Raw genomic sequence first — 24,865 nt, 5'->3', positions numbered from 1 at the left:
GTTAAGACTCATTCGACATGACTGACACACCCAGCAGGCGGATCTCGTGCATCTATTGCCGCGAACTCGACACGCTCATGAAGCTTTGGCAACTTTCGACACGTGTCGACTGCCGAGCCGAACACCGCCGCTTCTGGCGCGCATCACGCCCAGTCGGCCCGCCGGTGTCCTTGACAGGGCAGGCTCGGCGGTGGTGTCAGGCCTGCAGCCGCTCGGCGATCAGAGGGCCCAGCTGTTCCAGGGTGGCGGTGTCCAGCAACTCGGAGTGCCGGCACGCCATGGTCACCACCTCCAGCCGACCGCCCACATGGGACTGCCAACCCTGGGAGGCGACCCCGTGCAGATCCATCTCCAGAACGGCAGCATCCACGAAGAACACGTCGCCGTCATAGCGCCCGTAGTCGGCCCCGGCGGTGAAGCGCTCCGCTGCGACATAGTTCTCCAGCACCTGGGCGATCCGGGTGTCGTCCAGCATGGCGATGGCATCTCCGCTGTCGCGGACCAGCGTCACGGCGTCGGCCACCGTCATCCGGGTTCCGACGGGGACGTCGAACCCCATCTCCCGCAGCAAGCTGCCCAGAACCGACTCGGCGTCGAAGTCGGCGCCGGGCGCGGTATCTGTCCGCGCGTCGAGCATCCCGACGAAGCCGATTTCCCGACCGCGTCGCTGCAGCTCCGTGGCGATCAGCAGCGCCATCGACCCGCCGAAGGACCAGCCGAGCAGCCGGACCGGACCGGTCGGTGCCACCCGCTCGACCGAATCCGCATAGTTGTGCGCGAGTTCGGTGATGGTATCCGGCAGCCGCCCGGTGGCGAACAACGGTGACTGCAGGCCGTAGATCGGGATATCTTGCGGGACATACCTTTTCAGCCCGGAGAACTGCCAGCTCAGACCGCTCGCCGGGTGCACGCAGAACAACGGGGCTGCGGTCGCCCCTGAATCACCGGTCGCGCGCAGCGGCAGCACAGGAGCCAGGCTCACTGCATCGTCGGCGGCGCCACCATGCAGCCGTCGCACGATATCGGCCACGGTCGGCGTCGCCATGAGGTCCGCCACCGCGATGTCGACGCCGAACTCACGCCGGATGGCCGACGCCAGCCGCACCAACAGCAGCGAATGCCCACCCAGAGCGAAGAAGTCGTCGTCGACGCCGACGCTCTGGGCCCTCGCCGCGGTCGTATTTCCCGTCGCTTCGCTCGCCCCCGGGCCTTTCCCCGTCGCTTCGCTCGCCCCGGTCGTATTTCCCGTCGCTTCGCTCGCCCCGATCCCGAGCACGTCGCCGAACAACGCACACATCCGTCGCTCGTCGTCGGTCTGCGGAGCCCGGCCCGCGCTCGCGGTGATCTCCGGCTCCGGCAGCGCGTTGCGGTCCAGCTTTCCGCTGGGCGTCAGCGGGAACTCCGTCAGCTGCACGTACGCCGAGGGCACCATGTGGATCGGCAGCGCGGCCGCGGCGTGTTCGCGCAGTGTCTCCCCGTCGCTTCGCTCGCCCCTGGGCTTTTCCCCGTCGCTTCGCTCGCCCCTGGGCTTTTCCCCGTCGCTTCGCTCGCCCCTGGGAAGGTAATACGCGACCAGCCGGTCGTTGCGGACCACCACCCGCGCCGAGGACACCGCCGGATGCCTGCCCAGCACCGTCTCGATCTCGGCGGGTTCGATACGCACCCCGCGCAGCTTGATCTGATCGTCACTGCGGCCCAGGTACTCCAGTTGACCGTCGCGACGCCAGCGCACCACGTCACCGGTCCGGTACAGCCGCGTGCCGTTCCCGAACGGGTCGGCGACGAAACGTTGCGCGGTCAGGTCACAGCGGTGCAGGTATCCGTCGGCCAGCTGGACTCCGGCCAAGTAGAGCTCGCCCGGCGCACCGTCGGGAACCGGGTTCAGGTAGCCGTCGAGCACGTACACACGCACGTTCCAGCCGGGCACACCGAGGGCCACCGGGCCACCGTCGGCGGTCCAGCCGAGTACGTCGACGGCCGCTTCGGTCGGTCCGTACAGGTTGTGCAGCGGCACACCGAGCACCGAGCCGAACCGGGCGGCCAGGTCGTCGGTAAGGGCCTCGCCGCCGACGGTCACCCTGGTCAGCGTCCGGCACTGCGCCGAGCGCGGCTCGTCGAGGAACAGTTCCAGCATCGACGGCACGAAGTCCACGGCCGTGATCTGTTCGGCCACAATCGTTTCGGCCAAATAGGCCGGGTCGCGATGACCGCCGGGTCGGGCGATCACCAGGGTCGCGCCGACGCTGAGCGGCCAGAACACCTCCCACACCGAGGTGTCGAAGCTGATCGGTGTCTTCACCAGCATCCGGTCTCCGGCCGTCAACGAGTACGCATGCTGCAGCCAGCTGATCCGGTTCACGATGCCGGCGTGCGCGACGGCCACACCCTTGGGCCGGCCGGTGGATCCGGAGGTGTACAGCACATATGCCCAGGCCGCCGGGTCGATCTCGGCCGGCGGCGGCGGGGCGGGTTCGGTCCGCATCAGGCGGATGATCGCCGGGTCGGACAACACGACCTGCGCACCCGAATCGGCGAGCATGTACTCGCGGCGATCCTGCGGGTAGTCCGGATCCAGCGCCAGGTACGCGGCACCGGATTTCGCGACGGCCACCAGAGCGACGATCAGTTCGATCGACCGCGGCAGGGACACCCCGACGATGCCGCCCACCGCCACGTCGAGGGCAGCGGCCAGCCGGTCGGACCACGCGTCGAGTTCGGCGTAGGTCAGCTCGGCACCTTCGAATCGCACGGCGACGGCGTTCGGGGTCAGCGCCGCCCGCCGGGATACCAACCCGCCCAGGCTGCTCGGGGTGATCGGGTGATCGGTGGCGTTGCGGGCGGCAGCGGTGGCGTGTTCGGTCTCGTCGAGCAGGTCGACCGCGCTTACCGGAAGGGCCGTGTCGTGCGTGAACTGCCCCAGGGCGGTGATCAGTCGGCGCGCCAGGGCGCGCACCGACGAGGCGTCGAACAGGTCGGCGCTGTATTCGGCCATGATCGTGGCGCCACCGTCGGCGCGGTCGTCGATCAAGGTGAAGCCGAGATCGAACATCGCTGCGGCGACCGGTGGTTCACTCCACCGGGTGGGCAGACCGAACATCTCGGTCGGCCCACCGTCGCGCAGGTGATAGCCGACGAACACATTGAACAGCGGGTTGCGTCCAGCCACCCGTGGCGGGTTGAGCATCTCCACGAGTTGGTCGAACGGCAGCTCCTGGTGTGCGAACGCGGCGAGGTCGGCGGTGCGCACCCTGGCCAGCAGTTCGTCGAACGTCGGGTTACCCGAAAGGTCGGTCCGCAGCACCAACGTGTTGACGAAGAAGCCGATCACCTCGTCGAGCGCGGCTTCGTCGCGGCCGGCCACCGGTGTGCCGAGGACGATGTCGTCGCCGGCACCGAGCCGATGCAGCACGGCGGCCACCCCGGCCTGCAGCACCATGAGTGGGCTGACCTGAGCCCGGTTGGCCAGATAACGAAGTGCGGCAGCGATTTCCGATGGGACATCGACATAGGCGACGCCGCCGGCGCCGCTGGGCCGGGCCGGTCGGGGCCGGTCGGTGGGCAGCGTCAGCTCATCGGGAATCCCGGCCAGCGTGCTCCGCCAGAAGTCGCGCTGCTGGTCTCCGACACGGTCGAGCAGGTCACGCTGCCACAGCGTGTAGTCGGCGTACTGCACGGCCAGCGCCGGCAGCGCAGCCGGGTCACCGCTGCGCCTGGCCGCGTACGCCTGGTTGAGATCCGCGAGGAACGGGCCGTCGGACCACTCGTCGGTCGCGATGTGGTGCAACAGCACCACCACGGTGTGCTCGTCGCTTCGCGTCCGGATCACGCTGACCCGCAACGGGATCTCCGCACTCAGTTCGAACGGTCGCTGCGCTGCTTCGGCGACCCGCCGGTCGGCATCGGCGGCGGCGTCGAGTACGTCGATGGGGGCCCGGGTTCCCACCGGCAGGATCTGCTGGATGTACTCGCCGTCGTGCTCGGCGAACACGGTACGCAACGCTTCATGTCGGGCCAGCACATCGGTCAGCGCCTCGTCCAGCACATCGAGCCGCAATGGCCCCTGCACCTGGAAGACCAGGGGGTAGTTGTAGGCGGTGCTCGGTCCACCGGGACTCCCCATCCGGTCCAACATGAGCAGCCGCCGCTGGGCCGGCGACGCCGGAATCCGTGCGGGCCGTGGCATGGTCGACAGGTGGGGGCGCGGGATCACACGTGGCTGTCTGTCCAGGTGGGCGGCCAGTTCGGCGACTGTGGGAGCGTCGAACACGTCGCGGATGGATATCTGGACGCCGAGGGCGCCGCGCACCCGGTTGATCAACCGGATGCTGACCAGCGAATGCCCACCCAGGTCGAAGAAGTCGTCATCTGCACCCACATCGTCCAGGCCGAGCACCTCGGCGTACAGGGCACACAGCGTCTCTTCGGTGGGGGTTTGCGGCGGGCGGCTCGCGGCGCGCTGGTGCTCGACCTCGGGCAGGGCCCGGGTGTCGAGCTTGCCGTTGTCGGTCATCGGCAGTGCGTCGAGCACGGCCATCGCCGAGGGCACCATGTGGGCGGGCAGCACGGTTTTGAGGTGGCTGCGCACCCGCCGGATCAGATCCGTGTCATCGTCGCGCGAGGTGGTCGGGACGAGGTAGCCGATTAGCCGGTGCGAACCGGACGTGTTCGGGTCGGGCCGGGCGACGACGGCGGCCTGGCTGATATCGGGATGCGCGACGACCGCATTCTCGATATCACCGAGTTCCACCCGGTAGCCGCGGATCTTGACCTGATCGTCGGTGCGTCCCAGGTAATCCAGGTTTCCGTCGGGCCGGCGCACCACCAGGTCACCGGTGCGGTACATCCGGGCGTCCTCGTTATTTCCGCCGGTCTCGAAGGGGTTGGCGACGAACCGCCCGGCGCTCAGGGCCGGCTGACGCAGGTAGCCGCGGGCCAGCCCGGCACCGGCGACGTACAGCTCGCCAGGGGTGCCGTCGGGCACCGGGCGCAGCCAAGCGTCCAGGATGTAACCACGGGTGTTCCAGATCGGCGTGCCCACGGTCGGGGTCGCGCTGTCGTCGGTACCGCCACCGAGGGTGTTGATGGTGTATTCGGTGGGGCCGTAAAGGTTGTAGCCGTAGCTGGTGTCGCTGTCGCGCAACCGGTTCCACACCGTGGCCGAGACGGCCTCACCGCCGAGCAACACCAGCACCGGTGCGTGACCGCCGGGCCCGTCCAGCAGTCCTTGTTCGAAGAGCAACTGCGCGTAGGTGGGCGTGACATTGATGACGTCGATCCGGTGCTCGTGGCAGTAGGCCACCAGTGCGGTGGCGTCACGACGCAACTCCTCGTCGCAGATGTGCACCTCGTGGCCTTCGATCAGCCACAGCAGTTCTTCCCACGACATGTCGAAGGAGAACGACACGGTGTGCGCGATGCGCAGCCGCCGCCCGCCTGCCTTCGCGATGGCCGGCGCGAAGATGGCCTCCCGATGATTGAGGTGCATGTTGGTCAGTCCGCGGTGCGCGGTGAGCACACCCTTGGGTTTGCCGGTGGAGCCCGACGTGTAGATGACGTAGGCCGGCTCGTCAAGACCGGGCCGATGACCATCCCAGACTTGCGGCGCCGCAGCGAGTTCGGATGCGGTCTCGGGATCGTCGAGGATGAGCACCGCACAGGATGTGGGCGCAACCGCGCCGATCCGGCGGGCTACCGCACCCGTGGTGACAATGGCGGCCGGTTCCCCGTCGGCCAGCATCACGGCCAACCGATCGTCGGGATAGTCGAGTTCCAGAGGTAGGTAGGCCGCCCCGGAACGCAGCACCGCGAACAGGGTCACCACCGCGGCAATGGACCGCGGAATAGCCAGGGCAACAGTGGTTTCCGGACCGATGCCGCGCGTCCGCAACAGTCCGGCCAGCGCGTTGATGCGCGCATCGAGCTGCCGGTAATCGATGCTCTCGCCGCCGCACACCAACGCCGTCAGACCGGCGGCGGTGGCGCTGCGCTCGGCGAGCAGGTCGACGACGGTCGCGTCGGGCAGCCGGTGCCGGGTCGAATCGGCTCGGGCGAGTTGGCCCCCGGCCTCCTCGGGGAGCACCAAATCGACTGCCGCCAAGGCAGAAGCCGGGCCGGTCTCTCCGATACCCAGCAGGACCTGCCGCAGCCGGTCCAGCAGCCGCTGCGCGTGTGCGCGCTCGACCACGTCGGGCCGGTATTCCAACTTCACCCACAGCCGGCGCCCGGGTGAGGCCACCCAGGTCAGCGGGTAGTGCGAGGCGTCGATGGAGTCATGGCCGACGATCCCGTACTCGGTCTCCATGTCGGTGAAGGTGTCATCGTCCAGGAAGTTCTGTAGCACATACAGGCTGTCGAACAACGTGCCCTGGACACCGGCGGCGCGCTGGATGTCACCCAGCCCGAGGTACTCGTGGTCCATCAGCCGCAGGCGATCGTCCTGCACGGCGCGCATGGTGTCGGCGATCGTCAGCTCCGGGCGCAGCCGCACCCGGGTCGGCACCGTGTTGAGGAAAAGCCCGATGACCGAGTCGATCCCGTCGATGTCGGTGGGGCGACCGGCCACGGTGGAGCCGAAGACCACATCATCGGCACCGGCCGCAGTGCCCATCTCGAAGGCCAGCACCAATGCGAGCGCGGTACTGATCAGGGCGTTCAGTGTCACGCCGGAGTCCCTGGCGACCTGGGTGAGGCGGCTGGTCTGCTCCTCGGTGAGGAAGAAGTCCAGCCGCAGCGCCAAGGTGGGCGCGGTGCCGACCGCCTCGGGGATCAGCAGCGTCGGGGCGGCCAGGCCGGCGAGGGCTTCAGCCCATTGCCGAGCGGACTCTTCGCGGTCCTGCGTGCTCAGCCAGCGCAGGTAGTCGGTGAATTCGGCGTGCGGCCGTGGCAGGTTCGCCGGTGTGCCGCGTTTGGCTGCTGCGTATTCGGCGAACAGTTCGCGCAACAGTTGTTCGCGGGACCAGCCGTCCAGCAGCAGGAAGTGATAGCTGAAGATCAGCCGGTCGATGTCCGCGGTGCGCACGACCGTGAACCGGGCCAACGGCGCGGCGGCAATGTCGAAGGTGCGCAGCCGGTCCTGCGCGGTGACCTCCCCGATCCGCGCCTTCGCCTGGTCGGCCGGGATACCGGTGAGGTCGACCACCTGCGGCTCACACGAGGGGTTGTCGAAGATGACGGCGACCGGGTGCGGCAGATCGTCGGCCCGGAAGCCGGACCGCAGCACCGGGTTACGGCGCATCACCGCCGCGAAGGCCGTGGTGAGCGCTGTCGTGTCGACCCGATCGGCGAAGTCGAACACGTTCTGGACGATGTACACCGCGGCATCGGAATAGCGCGCCTGAAAATAGACGCCCTCCTGGAGCGGAGACAGCGGCCAAATCGTCTGCACTGCAGAGCTTTCGGCAATCCGGTCGAGCTGCTGTTGGGTAAGGTCCACCAGCGGCAGATCCGACGGGGTCAGCGAACCGCCGCCCCCGGTGAGGGCACCGAATTCCCGCAGCACGGCCGTCCAGTGCTCCGAGATCTCCCGCACGGAGTCCGCGAATTCGCCATCCGGATAGGTCAGCGTCGCTCGCAGCCGCGGGCCGTCCTGCGTCTCGTCGCAGATGACGTTGATCTCCAACAGATAGGGCGTGCCGAGGTCGGGATCGGGCGCCACCCGCAGGGCGTCGACCTCCGGCGCCGAATCCCAGTCGCCGTCGGCGTCCGACGTCCACCGGCCGAGATAGTTGAACAGCACCTGCGGTGCGGTCAGCCGGCCCAGGGCGGCGGCGGTCCGCGGGTTGCAGTAGCGCAACTGCCCGTAACCCAGCCCGCGATCGGGGACGGCGCGCAACCGTTCCTTGACGTCCTTGAGCACCGCCAGGTGATCGTTGCTGTCATTCGCCGGTAGCCGGACCGGCGCGATGGCGGTGAACCAGCCGACGGTGCGGGACAGGTCGAGGTCCTCGCCCCAACCGTCGCGGCCGTGTCGTTCCAGGTCGAGGACCAACGATGCATCGGCGGGGCCCCCACGAGCAATGCGCCAGCGCTGTACCGCAATGTGTAAGGCCGCCAACAGCGTCTCGTTGACATCGGCGTTTGCGGCGGAGGGCACCGTGGTCAGCAGCGGCGCCGTCTCCGCCGCGGTCAACCGGATCTCGTGGTCCCGGGTGACCCCGACGGTCATCCCGAACGTGACGGCCTGCGGGTCGAGTTCGCCGCCGGGCGCGAGCGTGGCGGTCCAGTGCTCGAACTCGGCCAATCTGGCTGCCTGCTGGGCGTTCTCGTTGACCGTCCTGGCGTAGGTGCGCAGCGATGTCGGTACCGGTGCCAGACGACGGCCCTGCCAAGCGTCGCCGAGATCGTCGATCAGGATCCGCCAGGACACGGAGTCGACCGTGAGGTGGTGGGCCACCAGCAACAGCCGGCCTTGCCGCTCGCCACCCAGGTCGAACCACACCGCCTGCAGCACGGCGCCGGCCTCTGGGTCGAGTCGGTCGGCGGCGGCGTCGGACTCGGCAGCGATCAGTTCGCGCAGTGTGTCGTCGTCCATGGCGGCAGCGTCGACGTGGCGGACCGGAACTGGCTCGGCTGCCGTCGTTTCCAACGACCACAACATCGGTGCGGGCCGGTGCAGGCGCAGCCGCAGCGCGTCGTGCCTGGCGACGACGGCGTTGACGACCGCTTCGAGTTGCTGGTGGGTGGCTCCGATGGGGGTGCGTAACAGCTCGGCCTGATTGAACCGGGACACGGTGCCGCCGAGTTCGGCGAGCCGCTGCACGATCGGGGTGAGCATCACCTCACCGAGATCGGGCCCGGGGTCGTCGGTGGCCGTATCGGGTCGGGGTGCCTGCATTCCGGCCGCCTCGGCCAGACCTGCCGGGGTGCGGGCGGTGAACACCTGCTGCGGGGTGATCCGCACACCGTGCCGACGGGCGCGGTTGACCAACTGGATGGCGACGATGCTGTCGCCGCCCATCGAGAAGAAGTCGTCGTCGACACCGACGGCGGTGCCCAGGACTTCGGTGCACAGCGCGGCGAGCATCTCGGCGGTGCCCTGGTCGGTCCCGACCGGCGCGACCGGGGCAGCGGTGTCGGCGGGTGCCGGCAACGCGGCACGGTCCAATTTGCCGTTGACCGTCAGCGGTAGCGCGTCGAGGCCGATCAGCACCGCGGGCACCATGTAGCCCGGCAGTCGCGTCGCGAGTTCGTCTCGGGCAGCGGTTGTGTCGGTTTCACCGACCAGGTAACCGACCAGCCGGGCCCGGCCCGCCGCGTCGGTGTGCACGGCCGCGGCGGCATTGGCGACCCCGGGCAGCGCGGCCAGCGCCGATTCGACCTCGCCGAGTTCGATGCGGTAGCCGCGGATCTTGACCTGCTGGTCGGAGCGGCCGATGTAGACGAGTTCGCCGTCCTCGGTCCACATCGCGGTATCCCCGCTGCGGTACAGCCGCTCCCCGTTCGGGTCGAACGGATTGGCCACGAAACGGGCCGCGGTGAGGCCGGCCCGACCCGGGTAGCCACGGGCCAGTTGGCCACCGGCGATGTACATCTCGCCGACCACCCCGGTGGGCACCGGTTGCAGTGCGCTGTCCAACAGGTGGATCTGCAGGCCAGGGAGGGGTCCGCCGATCACGCTGCGGGTGTCTGCGGCATCGGCAAGGGTGAGCGGTCGGAACGAGACGTGCACGCAGGTCTCGGTGATGCCGTACATGTTGACCAGCTGCGGCGCGTCCGGACGGTGCCGCTCATACCAGCCGGACAAACGGCTGGTGTCCAGCGCCTCACCACCGAACACGATGTAGCGCAGCGACAGCGCGGGTCGGCGACGCCGGTCGGCGTCGATGAGTGGGTAGAACGCCGACGGTGTCTGGTTGAGCACCGTGACGCCTTCGTCGGCGAGCAGGTCGACGAAGCGGTCCGGGTCCCGGGCCACTTCCTGCTCGACGATCACCAGTCGCCCGCCGCACAGCAGCGCGCCCCACAGTTCCCACACCGAGAAGTCGAAGGCCGCAGAGTGGAACATGGTCCACACGTCGGTGGGACCGAAGTCGAACAGCGTTGCGGCGCCGTCGAACAGCGCAGCCACCTGGCGGTGTGCGACCGCCACACCCTTCGGCAGACCGGTGGAACCGGAGGTGTAGATGACGTAGGCAGGATGGTCGGCGTCGACCTCGACCCGCGGGGCTGGGCCGGTGTGGCGGGCGGCGTCGGCGAGCAGCAGAGCCTGGGCCGGTCCGGTGGGCACCCGGTCCGGTGTGTCGGTGAGCACGCACACCGGCGCCGAGTCGGTGACGATGTGCTGCAGTCGCGCTGCCGGTGAGTCGATGTCCAGCGGCACGTAGGTACCGCCGGCCTTGAGCACCGCGAGCAGACCGACGATCAGGTCAGCCGACCGCGGAAGTGCCACGGCCACCAGGGATTCCGCGTGGACGCCGAGGTCCGCGAGCGCTGCCGCGACCGCTGCGGAGCGGGTGTCGAGTTCGGCGTAGGTGAGCCGCTCGGAGCCGAAGCTGACCGCGACGGCATCCGGGGTCCGCGCGACGACCTCGGCGAAGACGTCGACCAGGGTGCGGTCCGGTCCGCGACGGGTCATATCGCCTGCGACCCGGTCACGTTCGGTCGCGGTGCGCAGGTCCACCGCGGCGACCGCGGAGTCGGGGTTCTCGGCGAAGGTGGCCAGGATCAGTTCGATTCGCTCGGCGTAACGTTCGGCCTGCGCCGCGGTCACCATGTCGGCGTCATATTTGACCTCGATGCCGAGCTGTTCGTCGAGGTACGCGACGAAAGACAACGGGTAGTGCGGGGCGTCGGTTCCGGTGAAGCGGTGGAAGGTCAGGGCCCGAGGATCGTCCGGGGTGTCGGTGGCAGTAGCCGGGAAGTTCTCGACCACGACCATGGTGTCGAAGAATTCGCGGACGCCGGCCAGCTTCGCCAATTCGGCCAGGCCCAACTGCTGTGCGTCGAGCAGCGCGCTCTGGTGATCCTGCAGCGCCGCCATGACGGTGCCCAGTGGGGTGTCGTGCTGCCAGTCCATCGGCACCGGCAGGGTGTTGATCAGCAGTCCGACGAGGGATTCCGTGCCGGCCAGCTCGCCTCCGCGCCCGGAGACGGTGGAGCCGAACACCACCCGGGTGCGGTCCAGCAACCGGCCGAGCATCAGGCCCCACGCCCCGTGCAGCACCGTGCTCGGGGTGAGGCCACGTTCGCGGGTGGTGCGGGTGAATGCCGCGGTCAGCTCCGGTGACAGTCTGCGCACCACGCTGCGGTGCGCACCGATCGTCTTCCTGTCGGCGGTGAACAGGATGGTGGGCTGCACGCCGGCCAGCGCCTGCGACCATGCCGCACGAGCGGCGTCGCGGTCTCCGCCGATTGCCGCGTCGATGTGGTCGCGCAGGGTCGCCACGACCGGTGCCGGACCGGCGGCCGCGCCCAGGCCCGCGTTGTAGTGGGCGATGATGTCGCCGAAGATCACCGGGTAGGACCAGCCGTCGGCGATGATGTGGTGCATCGTCTGGATCAATCGGTGCTCGGTGTCGCTGAGCGACACCAGGGTGTAGCGCACCAGTGGAGCGTCAGACAACGTGAATGGCCGTGACAGCTGCTGTTCGGCAATGCTTTTCACGTCACCTTTGGCGAGGGTGAATTCCACGGCGGTGTCCGACCAGATGACCTGCGCCACCCGCCCGTCGCGCAGTTCCCGGAACCCGGCCCGCAGCGCCTGGTGGCGGCGCACGGTGGCGGTCACGCTGGCGCGCAGCAGCGCCGCGTCGAGCGGTCCACTGATCTCGGCGATCTGTTGGACGCGGTACGTGTCGACAACCCCGTCGCCCGGTTCGAGGAAGGCACTGTGGAAATACATGCCCTCCTGCAGCGGCAGCAGGGGCAGCACGTCCTCGATCTCGCCGAGGTGCTGCCAGTCGTCGAGATCGTCTTGGTGCAGCGCGATCAGGCCGAAATCCGAGGGTGTGTGTCCGGCCAGCGCCGTGCACCGGGTCAACGCGCTCAGGGCGTCGGCCCACATCCCGGCCAGTTCGTGCACATCGGTCGCCTCGATCAGCCCGGCCGGCCAGGACAGTGTCATGGTGAGGACGGTGCCGTCTGCGCCGTCCTCGGCAAGGGCGTTGATCTCCAGCGGCATGGCGGGATTGGACTTGTCGACGCCTTCGCGCAGCGCCCCTATCCCGGCGACCGGCTCCCAGTCCCGCCCGGCCCCGCCGGCGAACCGGCCGAGGTAGTTGAACAGGATCTGCGGTGCTGCACCAGATATCGGAGCCGACGGGTCCAGGTAGCGCAGCACGCCGTAGCCGAGGCCACGATTCGGCACGGTACGCAGTTGCTCCTTGACGGCCTTGGCCGCCGTCGCCAAAGCCGGTCCGGCCGCGATCACATCGCCCCACGAGACCGGGCCCGGGTCGATGGCCACCGGGTAGATGGAGGTGAACCAGCCGACGGTGCGGGAGAGATCCAGGGCGAGCGAAGCGACGGGGAGAAGATCACTCTCGCGGCCGTGGCCTTCGAGGCTGAGCAGTGTCGCGCGCGCGTCGGAATGGCCGCGGTCGGCGCGCCACTGCGACAGTGCCAGGCTCAGACCGGTCAGCAGCACGTCGTTCACGCCGCCGTAGATGGCGGCGGGCACGGCGGACAACAACGCCGCACTGATCGCGGGTGGCAGCGTGACGCTGTGGCTCACCACGGTTTCTGCGATATCCACGCGCGCGTCCAGCGGCCGCCGGCCCAGGTCGGGGTCGGGTGTCGCCAGGACGCGGTTCCAGTGTTCGGTTTCGCCGGTGAAGGCGGCCGCGCTGATGGTCTCGGACCAGGTCCGAAACGATGTCGGGGCCGGTTCGACCGCCGGGGTGCGGCCGGCGATCACGTCGGCCCAGGCGCGGGACAGATCGTCGGTGAGGATGCGCCAAGACACGCCGTCGATCACCAGGTGGTGGATCACGAGCAGCAGGTGGCCTGGGGCGAGCGGAGCGACGGGGGAATCACCGGCGTCCGCGTACCAGACGGCGCGCACCATGTCACCGTTGTCGGGGTCGAGTTCGGCCGCCGCCGCGGCGACGGCGGCATCGGTGACAGCACCGCTCCGCCGGGTCACCGCGACCGGTGACACCGCCTCGGGGACGGTGAGTGTCCAACCGGTCGCGGTCCGGTCCAGCCGGGCCCGCAGCATGTCGTGCGCACCGAGAACGGCGCCGAGCACCAATTCCATTTGTGCGCCGGTGATTCCGGCCGGGGTGGCCAGGACCATCGACTGGTAGAAGTTGGACAGCGGGGTGTTCGACTGCGCCGTCTCGGCGAGCATCGGCGTGGCGGCGATCCGTCCGATGCCGCTGTCGGTGGTTGCCGTGGCCGGGGTGGCCTCGGTGACCGATGCGGCCAGCGCCGAGACCGTGCGACGCCGGAAGATGTCGCGCGGGGTCAGCCCGAGGCCGGCCTTGCGGGCCTTGCCCGACACCGCGATCGAGGAGATGCTGTCCCCACCGATGGTGAAGAAATCGTCGTCGATCCCGACTTCTGGCAGTCCGAGCACGTCGGCGAAGATGCTCGCCAGCAGCTCTTCGCGACGGTCACGCGGGGCACGCGACGATCCGGCAGCCGGCGCGAAGGGTTCGGGCAGCGCCTTGGTGTCGAGCTTGCCGTTGACGGTGAGCGGGACGGCGTCCAGGACGCCGTACCGGGCCGGCACCATGTAGTCGGGCAGTACCTGGGTCAGGGCCGCGCGCAGCTCGGTGGCGAGTTCGACGGGATCGCAGGGTGATTCGGGCACGACGTACCCGACGAGCTGTTTGGTGGAAGAACCGGACGTCGCGATCCCGGACCGCACAACAACGGCTGCCTGCCGGATGCCCGGCAACGCCTGCAGCGTGGCGGCCACCTCACCGAGTTCCACCCGATACCCGCGAATCTTCACCTGATCATCGCTGCGGCCGAAGAAATCCAGGATGCCGCTGCCGTCCGCGCGCCGCGCCACCAGATCGCCGGTGCGGTACATCCGCCCGCTCGGGTTGTTCGGGTCCGCGACGAAGCGCTGCGCGGTCAGTCCGGCACGGTTCAGGTATCCGCGCGCCAAACCCGCTCCGGCGATGTACAACTCGCCGATCACCCCGTCACGCACCGGACGCAGCCAGGCGTCCAGGATGTAGGCGCGGGTGTTCCAGATGGGCCGGCCGACGGTCGGGGTGGGGCTGTCGTCGGTACCGCCACCGAGGGTGTTGATGGTGTACTCGGTGGGGCCGTACAGGTTGTAGCCGGTGCTGTCCGGCCGGTCGCGTAGCCGGGCCCACACCTCGTCGGACACCGCTTCCCCACCCAGCAGTACCAGGTTCGGGGCATGGCTGCCCGCGTCGAGGAGGCCCTCTTCGAAAAGGTGGTGCGCGTAGCTCGGGGTGACGTTGATGACGTCGACCCGATGCTCGTGGCAGTACCTCACCAGTGCACTGGCGTCGCGGCGCAGCTCCTCGTCACAGATGTGTACCTCGTGCCCCTCGACGAGCCACAGCAGTTCTTCCCACGACATGTCGAAGGAGAACGACACGGTGTGCGCCACCCGTAGCCGCCGTCCGCCGGCCTTGGCGATCGCCGGGTCGAAGATCTCGGCGCGGTGGTTGAGTTGCATGTTGGTCAGGCCGCGGTACGGCGTCACGACGCCCTTCGGGCGGCCGGTGGAACCCGAGGTGAAGATCACGTACGCCGGGTGCTCGAGCCGATCGGCACCCACGAAGGCACCGATCTCGTTGTCCGACAAAGCCCTACCCGAGGCGTGCGCGATTTCCTCGATGACCGTCGGGCTGTCCGGGCTGAGCACGGCGGCACCCAGTCCGATCTGGTGGGCCGCCAGTTCGGTACTGGCCTGCGGGCAGACCAGCACCACCGGCCGGGCATCGTCGAGCATCCCGGTGAGCCGGGCCACCGGGTAGTCCCGTTCCAGCGGCAGATAGGCCGCCCCGGTGCGCAGCACCGCGAACAGGGCCACCACCATGTCCACCGACCGCGGCAGCGCCAGCGCCACCACCTCTTCGGGCCGGGCGCCGTGGGAGATCAGCACCCGGGCCAGCCGGTTGATCCGCTCGTCGAGTTCGGCGTAGGTGAGCCGCTCTTCGCCGAAGACGAGCGCGGTGTCGTTCGGGCAGCAGCCGGCGCGTTCGGCCAGCAGGTCGGCGACGGTGTCACCGCCGGTCTCGTGTTCGGCCATGCGCCACTGCGCCGACAGGGCGACGCGTTCGGAGTCCAGGGTCAGATCGAGCGCACCGATCTGGGCGTCCGGCCGGGTCAGCACCATCTCGACGACGTGGCACAGCCGGGCCACCATCGACGCCGCCACGTCGGCGCCGATGACATCGGGCCGGTACTCCAGTTTGATCCGCAGCCGCTCGCCAGGGGTGAGCACCCACGTCAGCGGATAATGCGTGGTGTCCACGAAATCGACACCGATGATGCCCTGTTCGCGTTCGAAGTCGGTGAACGTGTCGTCGTCGAGGAAGTTCTGCAGCACGTAAAGACTGTCGAAGAGCTGCTGGTGGCCTGCGGCCCGGGTGATCTCGCCGAGCCCGACGTATTCGTGAGCCATCAGGCCGAGGCGGAAGTCCTCGACGCCGCGCAGCAGTTCGGCGACGGTCCGCGTCGGCGCCATCTCCACCCGGACCGGGACGGTATTGAGGAACTGGCCGATCACATGCTCGATGCCGGGCAGCTCCGGCGGCCGGCCGGCGACGGTGGTGCCGAAGACGACATCGGTGTTACCGGTCTCGTAGCCCAGCACGATGCCGAGTGCGGTGGTGAGCACGGTGTTGGCGGTGGTGTGTTCGCGCCGCGCATGCTGGTTCAGCAGCGCCGTGACATCGGCGGACAGTTCGCCGTAGACGCGTTCCGGCAGCACCGGTTCGGCACCAACCGGTGCGATGAGTGTGGGCGCCTCGAGCCCGCTCAGCGCGTCGGCCCACGCCGCCCTGGATGCGTCCTGGTCCTGCGCGCCGATCCACCGCAGATAGTCGGCGTAACCGGCGGTGCCGGCGGGCAGGGCACCCCGCAAGCCACCGGAGTTGTACAGCGCGAACAGCTCTCGCAACACCAGCTCGCGGGACCAGCCGTCCCAGAGCAGGAAGTGGCAGGTCAGCAGCAGTCTGTCGCCGCGGTCGGGCAGTCGGATGACGGTCAGGCGCACCAGCGGGGGCATCGTCAGGTCGAACGGTGCAGCGCTGTCTGCGCGGATCACCTCGGCGAGTTCCTCCTCGGCGGCATCGGCGCCCAGCGGCGACAGGTCGACCTCGGCCACCGCGGCGGGTACGAACCGTCCGATGTACTGCACGGGCCTGGGTAGGTCGTCACTGGCGAATCCGGCACGCAGGTTGTCGTGCCGGGACAGCATCGCCGCGAACGCCACCCGCAGCGCGTCGATGTCGAGCCGGTGGTCGAAGTCGAAGATGTTTTGCGCCAGGTAGGTGTTGACGTCGTCGGTGTAAGTGCATTGGTAGTACACGCCCTCTTGCAGCGGCGAGAGCGGCCAGACGTCGGCCACCTCGACCGGACTGGACGCCGTCAGCCTGGTCACATCGTCCTCGGAGAGTCCATGCCAGGCTTGTGTTTTCACCGGCGCAGGGGCGACGGTGGGTGTGTCGCTACCGACAGCGGCGTCGAGTGCGCGTGCGGTGCGTAATCGGAACAGTTCACTGGTGGCCAGGGTGATCCCGGCACCGGCCAACCGATTGACCACCCGCAGCGCCAGCAAGCTGTCACCGCCGAGCGCGAAGAAGTCGTCGTCGATCCCGATGGCGCCACCGGCCGGGTCGAGACCGAGCACCGCGGCAAAGACGGCGCAGATCTGCGCTTCCCGGTCGGTGCGGGGCGCGGTACGCGACACGGCGAGTACGGGTTCGGGCAGCGCGCCGCGGTCCCGTTTCCCGTTGGGCAGCAACGGAATATCGCCCAGAGCGGTGACGGTGGCAGGCACCAGGTGGGCCGGTAGCGCGTCCGCCACTGCGGCGCGGACAGCCGCCGGATCGATTGTGCTGCCGGCACGGCCCACCACGTAGCTGTCCAGGCGTTGGTGCCGGACGGTGACGACGGCGTCGGCGATGCCGGGCAGGGCCGTCAGCGCCGCCTCGACCTCGCCGAGTTCGACGCGGAAGCCGTTGATCTTCACCTGGTTGTCGACGCGGCCCAGATATGCGACGGCACCGTCGGGGGTCCAGCGGGCCAGATCACCAGTACGGTACATCCGTTCACCGCCGGCACCGAACGGATCGGCCACGAATCTGGCGGCGGTGTCGGCGTGCCGGCCCAGATAGCCCCGGGCCAGTTGCGCTCCGCCCACGTAGATCTCGCCGACCGCACCGGGTGGCACCGGGGACAGGTCGGGCCCGAGCAGGTAGATCCGGGCCCCGGGGACAGGGTGACCCAACGTGACCTCCGCGTCCACCGGGCCCGCGAGAACGTCGCCTGCCACTTCCGAGGACCCGTAGGAGTTGACGATCTCTGCCTCCGGTGAGACCTGTTGCAGCGCAGCCACGGTGGTGGCGTCGAGGGCCTCACCACTGCAGATCCAGCGCCGCAGCGAACCAAGTTTGCCGCCGGCAACCTCGGCCATCGCCGCGCCGAGGCCGGGCACGACCAGCAATTGGGTCGCCGCTACGTCGTCGACCAGGGCGGCCAGCGCCGCGCCGTCCTTGGCGGTCGCGTCGTCGGCGATCACGGTGGTCGCACCGGCAACCAGTGCACCGAGCAGTTCGGTGGTGCCGTCGATGAAGCTCATGGAACTCTTGGCGATGCGGATGTCGTCTCGGTCGTGCGACCACGCCGCCCGCGCCCAGGACAGCCGGTTGGTCAGGGCACCATGGGTGCCGATCACGCCCTTGGGCCGGCCGGTGCTGCCCGAGGTGTAGACGATGGATGCAGCGTCCGCCGGGTCGATGGCCGCATGGCGCCACGGCTGGCCCTGCGTGTCGGTGTGCACCACCGGGGTGTCGTGGGCGGGCAGCGCCGCACCGTCGGTGAGCACCACTGCGGGCCGCGCATCGTCGAGCATGTAGGTGATGCGGCTGTCGGGGTAGCTCGGGTCGATCGGTAGATAGGCGGCACCACTGCGGAGTACGGCCAGTAGCGCGGTGGCCATGGCGGAGGTCCGGCTGGTTGCCACCGCGACGATGTCGCCACGGCGTACACCCGCGGCCACCAGGGCTCCGGCCAGGACCGCCGCACGGTCGTCGAGGTCGCGGTATGTCAGCCGTTGGGCGGCGTCCTGCAGGGCTACCGCGGCGGGGCTGCGGCGAACCTGATTGTCGAACAGCTCGAGGACGGTGCCGGTCCGGCCGGGTGCGCCGGTGCCGGATCGCAACACGTGGTCGCGACGGTCGGCGTCGAGGACCTCGATATCGCCGCAGCAGGCGGTGTCGCCGGCGCTGACGATGGCCGCCAGGGTGCGGCCGTACACGGCCAGTACGTGTTCGGCGGTGGCCGCATCGAGTACGGCGCGGTCATGGGTCAGCGTGACCCGCAAGGGCTCCCCCGGCGTGAGCATCAGGGTCACCGGATAGTGCGGGGCCTCGACGACGTCCATGCCGGTGACCCGGATGGTGGCGTCGTGGTTGTCGGCAGCCGGATAGTTCTCGATGACCACCAGGGTGTCGAAGAGCTCCGCAATCCCCAGCGCACGCTGGATGTCGGCGAGGGCCACGTGGTGGTGTTCGATCACGGCGGCTTGCGCGTGCGAGTGCCGCGTGATCACGGCCGCAAGGGTGTCCGCCGGACTCCAGTGGGTGCGGGCGGGCACCGTGTTGATCAGCAGACCGACCATGTCGTCGATACCCGCGACGTCGCTGCCGCGGCCGGACACGGTGCAGCCGTGGACGACATCGGTGCGGCCGGTCAGGCGGCCTACGGTGATGCCCCACGCCGCGCCGAGAACCGCGCTGACGGTGACGCCGTGGCCGGCGGCCCAACCGGCGATCTCGGCATCGATGTCCGCCGTCACCTTGCCGAATCCGGAATCCGTCGCGGAGTGCGGCGGCAACGCGTCCGCCAGCCTGGTCGGTTCCGCTACACCGTCGAGTTCGGCGCGCCACGCGGCCAGCGATTCGGTCTGCGATGTATCGGCCAGCCAGGCCAGGTGGTCGCGGTAGCGGGCGGGCACCGGAAGCCGGCCGGTGTCGGGGTCGTCGTGCAGGGCGGCCAACTCGCGCAACACGATCGGCACCGACCAGCCGTCGGCGATGATGTGGTGCACGGTTTGGATGAGGACGTGCCGGTGCGCCGAGAGCCGCACCAGGGTGTAGCGCATCAGCGGCGGGTCGGCCAGATCGAAGGGCGCGGTGCGCTGCTGTTCGGCGATCTGCGCCAGGCGTGCTGCAGCTTCCTCGGGGCTCTGCGCGCTGAGGTCGTGGTGCTCCCACCGCACCGCAGGCGGGGTGCCGAGCAGGGCGATCAGGCTGCCGTCGGCCAATGCGCGGAACGACGCGCCAAGGTGTGGGTGACGAATGATCAGGGTGTCGGCGGCGCGGCGCAGCCGGTCGGCGTCCAGTGGTCCGTCGTAGGAGACGATCTGTTGCACCACATACGGATCGATGTCGGCATAGGTGGAGTGGAAGTAGATACCCGCCTGCAGCGGGGACAACGGCAGTACGTCGACGACCGGGGTGGGCAGGGCGTCGATGTCGGCCTGGGTTAGCGTCACGAGCGGGAAGTCCGACGGTGTCGGGCCGGCGATGTCGGCGCTGTATGCGATGGTCGTCAGCGCCTCGGTCCAGGCCTGTGCCAGCCCGGCGACCCGGTCGGTGTCCAGGACACCTGCGGGCCAGGAGAAGGTGGCCTCCAGTCGGGTGCCCTCGGCGGTTTCGGCGGCGATGGCGTTGATCTCGAGGGCGCGCGGCAGCGGCATACGGGGGTCGCGGTCCTCGCCGACCGTCGCGTCGACCATCGTCCACGGTGTCTGGCCGGTGGCGGCGAAGCGGCCGAGATAGTTGAACAGGATCTGCGGGGCGACCGCCAGGTCCGGCCGCCGGCGATCCGAAAGGTAGCGCAGCGCACCATAACTCAGACCGTTGCGCGGGACGGCGCGCAGTTGTTCCTTGACGGCTTTGACCGCGGCGCCGAGTGCGGGACCGCCGGCCACCAGGTCGGCCCAATCGGCCGGCGCGGGGCTGAGGTGGACGGGGAACAGTGTGGTGAACCAGCCGACGGTTCGGGACAGGTCCAGCTGGTCGCCCGCCGCGCCGAGATGGTCGGCTTCGCGGCCGTGGCCTTCCAGTTCCAGAAGCAGACCCTGGCCATCCCCGCGCCAGTGCGCCACCGCCAGTGCGAGGCCGGCCACGAGCACGTCGTTCACGCCGCCCCGGATCGCGGCGGGCACCGGGCCGAGCAGCCGCGCGGTGCTTTCCGCGTCCAGCCGCACAGTGAGCCTGGCTTCGGTGGCCACGGTGTCGATGGCCGGATCCAGTGCCCTGGTACCGATCAGCGGGTCGGCGGCCGCCACTGTGCGCAGCCAATGGTCCTCGTCGGCGTCGAAGTCCCCGCGGGTACACGCGGCGCGCAGCTCGGTTGCCCACTGGCGGAAGGTGTTGTCCGGCTTCGTCATCGCGATCGGGCGGCCGGCAGCGATATCGGCCCACGCCGACTGCAGATCCTCGGCGAGCACCCGCAAGGACACACCGTCGATCACGACGTGGTGCACCACCAGAATCAGCCGGCCCGGCCGGCCGGTACCGCCGTCCAACCACACGGCGTTGAGCATGCGGCCCGCCCCGGGGTTCAGTTCGGCGACGGCCCGGTCGTGCGCTGCCCTCGGGTCGGTGGATGCGTCGAGGTGGGTGAGGATCTCCGCGCCGGTTACCGCCGCGGTCGCCGGCACCGTCAGTCCGCCGTCGGCGCCGAGTCGGGCTCGGAGCAGGTCGTGACACTGCAGCAGGGCGTCCAGCATGTCGGTCAGCTCGTCAAGGGTCAGGCCCGCCGGGGTGTGCACTGCCATCGATTGGAAGAAACGGTCTGTGCTGTCACCCATTTCGTGCAGCCAGGCCAGGATCGGGGTGGTCTCGATCTCGCCGATGCCCGACACCGTAGCGGTGGGGGCGCCCTCGATCGGGGTGACGGCCGCGGCGAGGGCGGCGGGGGTGCGCAGCGTGAACACATCGCGCGGACGCACCCGCAGCCCGGCGCGTCGGGCCCGGCTGACCAGTCCCATGGCAGCGATGCTGTCGCCGCCGATCGCGAAGAAGTCGGTGTCGGCGCCGACGGATGCCACCCCGAGCAGATCGGCGTAGATGTCGCAGATCGTCTGCACGCGTGGATCGGTCACGGGGGCCCCCGAGCCGGACGCCAGGATGACCGGCTCGGGTAGTGCCCGCCGGTCGATCTTGCCGTTCGCCGTCACCGGGAACTCATCGAGCACCAGCACGGCGCTGGGCACCATGTGTTCGGGTAGTTTCTCGGCGCACCAGGCGCGCAACGCGTCGGGGTCGGCGCCGGTGGTGGACAGGGCGTAACCGGTGAGCTGCGCTCCCCCGGCCGGCGTCTTACGCAGGATGACGGCTGCGTGCCGCACCTGCGGGTGGGCGGCGAGGACGACCTCGATCTCCTCGAGTTCGACGCGCATTCCGCGGATCTTGACCTGATTGTCGGCGCGGCCCAAGAATTCGAGCACACCGTCGGAGGTCCAGCGGGCCAGATCTCCGGTGCGGTACATGCGGGATCCGTCCTGCGCGAACGGGTTTGCGATGAATCTTGCACCGGTGAGACCGGGGGCGTTGACGTAGCCGCGGCCGAGCAGGAAGCCAGCCGCGTACAGCTCGCCGCCCTCGCCGACCGGGACGGGGTTCAGGTCTCCGTCGAGGACGTAGAGCTGGGTGTGCGGGTTGGGCCTGCCGATCGAGGTCTCGATACGCTCCGCCTTGTCACGGTAGATCACATGGGAGACACCGATGGTGGCCTCGGCCGGGCCGTAGCCGTGGTAAAGCGTGGTGGACAGTTGAGCCCGGAACCGGTCGAACAGGGCCGGGGTCAGTACCTCACCGCCGCACCAGACGTGCTTGAGCCCGGACAGCAGCGTCGTGCCGGCTGCCAGATCCAACAGCACGTCGAGCATCGACGACACCAAGTAGACGAAGGTGACCTTCTCGGTGGCGATCAGGTCGAGCAGGTACTGCGGGTCCCGTTCTCCGCCCGGGTCGGCGACCACCACGTAGCCACCGGACACCAGCGGGAGCAACACCTCGTTGATCGAGATGTCGAAGGACAGCGGCGCTTTGAACAGGGACGCGTCGCCGGGGCCGAACCCGAGGATGTCCCGGATCTGCCAGCTCAGACGCTCGCAAATGGCCTCGTGCCGGATCATCGCACCCTTGGGCTTACCGGTGGATCCCGAGGTGAAGATGACGTATGCCAGTTGGCCGGCGTCGATCTCGACGGCAGGGGCTACCGCTGGCTGGTCTTCGAAAGCCCAGCTGTCCAAATCGAGTTCGATCGGGTTGGGATCGCCGGGACGGCCGTCGCCGGGTGCCACGAGCACCGCGGTGGCCTGCGTGTCAGCAAGTACCTGGGCACGCCGTTCGGCCGGCCACTGCGGATCCAGGGGCACGAACGCTCCGCCGGCGGCCAGGATGGCGACCACCGCGACGACCATCTCGGTCGAGCGTGGCACCGCGATCGCGACCACCTGCTCGTGGCCGACACCCAGGCGGCCAAGGTGATTGGCGAGTTGATATGCGCGCACCGCGAGTCCGCGGTACGTCAGCCGGGTCTCGCCGGCGGCCACAGCGAGCGCGTCCGGTGTGCGGCGAACCTGCTGCGCGAACAGCTCGGGAATGGTGGCCCTGGCCGACGGCCACGTCTCGTCGTTCCACTGCCGCAACAGTTCCAGCCGATCGTCCGGGGTCAGACCTGCGCCCGCCGCTGTGCCGTCTCCCGTCGCTGCGCTCGCCGCTGTGTCATTTCCCGTCGCTGCGCTCGCCGCTGTGCCATTTCCCGTCGCTGCGCTCGCCCCAGTACCATTCCCCGTCGCTGCGCTCGCCCCAGTGCCATTCCCCGTCGCTGCGCTCGCCCCAGTACCATTCCCCGTCGCTGCGCTCGCCCCTGTTGTCGTCACGCGTCCGTCCTCTCCGCATCCGTGTGATGCGCGGCCCAAGCACGCCAGAGCTGGGCGTAACGTCCCTGCGCCGAGATCAGTTCGGCGTGGGTTCCTTCTTCGATGATGTCGCCGTGCGCCATGACCACGATCCGGTCGGCGGTGGCCGCCTGCGTGAGTCGGTGGGCGACGACGAGCGTGGTGCGGCCCTCGGTGACAGCGGCCGCCGCGCGCTCCAGATCGCGGGCGCCCAGGCTGCCGGCCTCCGCTGTGGCCTCGTCCAGGACCGCGACGGTGGGGTCGAGCAGCAGCAGCCGGGCCAGCGCGAGTTGTTGAGCTTGGGCCGAGGTCAACTCGTGGCCACCCTCACCCACCACCGTCCGCACACCGTCCTCCAGCGCGGCCACCCACTCGCCTGCCCCGACGGTGTCCAGGGCTGCAAGCACTTCGGCGTCGGTGGCGTCGGGCTTGGCCAGCCGAAGGTCATCGGCCAGGGCGCCGGCGAACACGTGGACGTCCTGACTGATGATCGCCACATGCTGGCGCCGCTGCTCGGCGGTCAGATCGGTCAGCGGCACACCACCGATCCGGACCGTACCGCCCTGTTGCTCCAGCACACCCGCGGCGATGCCGGCGACGGTGGATTTGCCGGCCCCGGTCGACCCGACCAGTGCGACCCGCTGGCCCGGCTCGACCCGCAGGCTCACCCCGTGCAGCACCGGATGTACACCGTCGTAGCTGAATTCCAGACCGGTCAGCTCCAGCCCCGCATCGCGGGGTTCGGCGACAGGGGTCTCGGCGGCGGCCGGCTGCGGGATACTCACCAGTCCGACCAACCGGGCCAGGCTGGCACCCGCGTCCTGCGCCTCGTCGACGGTGAACAGCAGCATGGTGATCGGCCCGAACAGCCGGTGGAACAGCAGGGCCGCCGCAGTGGTCTGGCCGACGGTCACCGAACCGTGCTGCACCAACCAGTATCCGGCCACCAGAATGACCGCGAGACCGATGAATTCGGCACGGTTGATCCGGCTGACGAACCGGGTGAAGAAGGTGAAGACGCCGATCGAGATGTCGCGGACCCGGGCCGAGGCGTCCTCGATCCGATCGCCGTGCACGGCGTGGCTGTGGTAGGCGTGCACGGTGGGAGCTCCGAGCATGCTCTCCATCAGCACCTGTGATCGCTCGGCGATGACGCGGCGCTCTTCGGCGTACCGCGGGGCTGAGCGCGGCAGGTACCAGCGCAGGGCCAGCAGATAGAACGGGATGGCGACCGCACCGGCCAGCGCCAGACGCCAATCCAGGCCGACCATCGAGACCATGGTCAGCGCCGCGAGCATGAGCGCCGAGAACATCGTCGGGAACACATCGGTCACGGCTTTGGCGATCGTCGAGACATCCGTGCTGACCCGGGACAGCAGATCCCCCCGGCCTACGCGCTCTACGGTCGTGGTGGGTAGCTCCAGCGCACGATCCACACCGGCTTCCCGGAGATCGGCCAGCATGACGGCACCGAGCCGGCCGATCAGGTAGTTCGACCACCCGGTGGCGATCCCGCCGACGACCGCCGCGGCGGCGAGGACGGCGGCAACCGTGACGATGACCGAGGTCGGTGATCCGTCGATGATCCGGTCGACGAGCACGCCGAGCACATAGACCGGGGCCACCGCGGCGGCCGCCGCCAGCACACCGACCAAGAGCGTCCCACTCAATGCGCCTGGCCGCGAACCCAACTCGCGGCGCAACCAAACCCAGGTCTCGCGACCCGTCGCGACGGGCAGGATGGTGGGGGTGGTCGGTTCTTGATGCTCTTCGCCCGAGCGGCTCATCGGTTCT

At 69.3% G+C, this 24,865-nt stretch carries 2 protein-coding genes; both read right to left on the bottom strand.

Features of this window, described 5'->3' with window-relative positions:
• Window positions 1–196: 196 nt before the first annotated feature.
• Window positions 197–22,819, bottom strand: coding sequence for a non-ribosomal peptide synthase/polyketide synthase (locus SBI67_RS20970; RefSeq protein ID WP_489685567.1), 22,623 nt, complete (start codon window positions 22,817–22,819; stop codon window positions 197–199).
• Window positions 22,820–23,049: 230 nt separating this feature from the next.
• On the bottom strand, window positions 23,050–24,858 hold the full coding sequence (locus SBI67_RS20965) for an ABC transporter ATP-binding protein (protein ID WP_318982597.1): 1,809 nt from the start codon (window positions 24,856–24,858) through the stop codon (window positions 23,050–23,052).
• Window positions 24,859–24,865 lie beyond the last annotated feature (7 nt).

The sequence above is a fragment of the Mycolicibacterium chengduense genome (assembly GCF_033741155.1).
Lineage (GTDB): Bacteria > Actinomycetota > Actinomycetes > Mycobacteriales > Mycobacteriaceae > Mycobacterium.
Note: the sequence above shows the minus strand (reverse complement) of the source record. Positions and strands in the feature narration are given on the sequence as shown.

What these genes read in the sequence shown, in the direction of transcription:
- SBI67_RS20965 (WP_318982597.1), bottom strand. Translation starts at nt 24,858, where the DNA reads ATGAGCCGCTCGGGCGAAGAGCATCAAGAACCGACCACCCCCACCATC.